Source organism: Xenorhabdus sp. PB62.4, from assembly GCF_014467285.1.
In the GTDB taxonomy this organism is placed as follows: Bacteria; Pseudomonadota; Gammaproteobacteria; order Enterobacterales; family Enterobacteriaceae; genus Xenorhabdus.
In genome coordinates this window covers 1-2,451 of sequence record NZ_NKHR01000069.1, presented here as the reverse complement: position 1 = coordinate 2,451, position 2,451 = coordinate 1, and the positions used below count along the sequence as shown (strand labels likewise).

Sequence of the window (2,451 nt, the reverse complement as noted above, 5' to 3'; positions counted from 1 at the left end):
CGCTCATCAGCACGGCCGCCTGCTTTAGGATCGCTTTTTCCATTTCCAGGCGTCTCACCTGTTTTTCTAATGCCTGTATCTGGCGTTGTTCGGGCGTCAGTGCCTTGCCCACCGGCGTCATTCCCTGTATTTCGGCCTGGTACTGGCGAACCCATTTCCCCAGCGTGCTGTTATCGATCGCCAATGAACGGGCGACATCGATAACCCGTTGTTGGTGGAGAACAACCTGTTGAACCGCTTCCAGCTTAAATTCAGCGGAATAGTGGCGTTTAGTGAGTTTCAATTTCATCGTTACACCTCATTGTCATGTGAATAACATTAGCAGGCTTTTGAAGTGTCCGAGATCCTTATACCACTACAAATTTTGGACAATTTATCATAACAACCTCTGATGGAGACTCTTCATGAATCCACAAATATTTGCAGATCAAATAGGAGAACTTGCTCTTCCTGAGCTTACATTACAGGCTGCACTTACTGATGATGTTATAGGCTCTGTTCTCCGTATCCACCTGATGTGTGAACAAATACTTGAGTTTTGGATATGCGCAGCTTGCAATCAAGAAAACTTCTTTGGTGATGGAAATAAACGCATCAGAATTAATTTCGAAACAAAACTTAACATTGCCAGAAACGTGGGATTACCAGTACCTTTGTATAATTGCACAAAAATAATAAATAAGATCAGAAACGAAGTAGCTCACGATCATGATTTTAAAGATATACCGAATGACAAAATAAGTAATTTAGTAAACCTACTAAACAGTTATCGATTAGACACTCCAGCAGACAAATATTCTGACGAACTACCTATGAAAGTTTCTAACGACGACGGCTCTGTAAAAGGTATTTATTCTATTAACGACCCTGAAACACCTAACAAAGCCAAGCTATTTATCTGTTTCACAATGCTAAAGTTAAAGATTTTTTTCACTATTGGAGAAATTCATAATGCTCAACAAAATCCACTATTATGGAAATATTAATTAACTAAATTAAGATGCCAGCCGCAGAGCAGGATCAAAGAGTTATTTGGTCTAATTTAAAAAACCTCACACCCTGAGCTTTATCTTCTTGCAGGATGGCATTTTTTATTCTTTTTAGGGAAATTCTGGAAATCAATTCGGGTATTGACTCCCTGGAATAATACGCTACTGCACCCGCATTCTTTGAGACAGGCTCAGGCAACTGAATCAAAATAAACTTTCGTCTACCGCCATCTTTCTTGTTTTGTTTTAACACCGCATGACCGGTAGAACCACTTCCGGCGAAAAAATCCAGAACGGTATCTTCGCTATCCGTGACCTTCATTAAGTGTTCAATTAAGCCTGTCGGCTTTGGGTAATCAAAAACAGGTGCACCGAGAAGAGCTTCAACCTCTTGACTTCCTTGCTTCGTGGTAAAACCGGTTATAATTGTTTTTGGGTGTTCGGTGCCCCGCTTTTTAACATACTGAAGAACACCGTTAGGCTTAAAAAAGAACTCAACAACCTGCTGCCCTTTAGAGTCAAAAGTCGCCTTTCCTGACAGCCAGTTTTCGATTTGGCGCTTCATTGTCCAGCCCGCTTTTAGCGTAACTTCACTGGCTAAGACGCCATTCTTACATTCAAATACCCCTGAAATAACCTCGACGATTTCTTTACCTCCAAGTACGGATGGAAATGTTTTATTTTCACCCAAGAATTTAATTCCAGCAGGGAAGGTTATGTCTGACGCGGGGTTTTTAATACTAACCCTCTTTATTGCACGATCAGAAACTAAGCTGTCGTCACCCTTATAAACAATATGAAGCAATTGAGAGATATCTTTTGCATAGGCCAAGACATATTCATGCTCTCGGGTAAAAATTGATGCTGAAGTTCTTCCGCTCTTCCAGATAAATCTTTCAACGAAATTATCTTCACCAAATATTTCATTGCACAAATGAGATAAATTAACCATTTCATGGTCATCTATCGATATAAAAATAATTCCATCATCGGACAATAAATTTCGGGCTAATTTCAATCTGGGATAAATCATATTTAGCCAATTATCACGATAATTATCTTTATAAATAAAATCCCTGCCTGTGTTATAGGGCGGGTCGATATAGATCATCTTCACTTTCTTGTGATAAGACTTCTGTAATATTTTAAGCACTTCAAGATTATCGCCTTCAATAAACAGGTTCTCTGTGGTATCCCAATTCACACTTTCTTCTTTACAAGGGCGCAGGGTTCCTGTTGATGGCGTTTGGGCAATTTGACGGGCACGAGCCTTACCATGCCAGGTGAAGTTATGGTGTTCTTCGATTGTCATCAGAGGAATACCCTGTAATAAAAAAATCTATGGTCACCCCCGTTTTTGCAACACTGATTTTGATTTATGATGGGCTTGCTTAAATCTATCCGGCGTCACTATGGGCAAGGATGCCCGCGCCTCGATGAGTTCCGCACCTGATATTCCTAA

The 2,451-nt window shown here is 40.3% G+C and carries 3 protein-coding genes; 1 reads left to right on the top strand and 2 read right to left on the bottom strand.

The window, feature by feature from the left end; genetic code table 11:
• Positions 1-289: transposase (locus tag Xenpb_RS19165; protein WP_187655713.1), on the bottom strand; the 289-nt coding region annotated here is incomplete at its 3' end.
• A gap of 115 nt (positions 290-404) precedes the next feature.
• Here Xenpb_RS19165 and Xenpb_RS19160 point away from each other — a divergent pair.
• Complete coding sequence (locus Xenpb_RS19160) at positions 405-986, top strand: hypothetical protein (RefSeq protein WP_187655712.1); 582 nt, start codon at positions 405-407, stop codon at positions 984-986.
• Between the two features lie 34 nt (positions 987-1,020).
• Here the strand turns inward: Xenpb_RS19160 and Xenpb_RS19155 are convergent, their stop codons facing one another.
• Entirely contained in the window at positions 1,021-2,301 is a 1,281-nt protein-coding gene (locus tag Xenpb_RS19155) for a site-specific DNA-methyltransferase (protein WP_187655711.1), read from the bottom strand.
• Positions 2,302-2,451 lie beyond the last annotated feature (150 nt).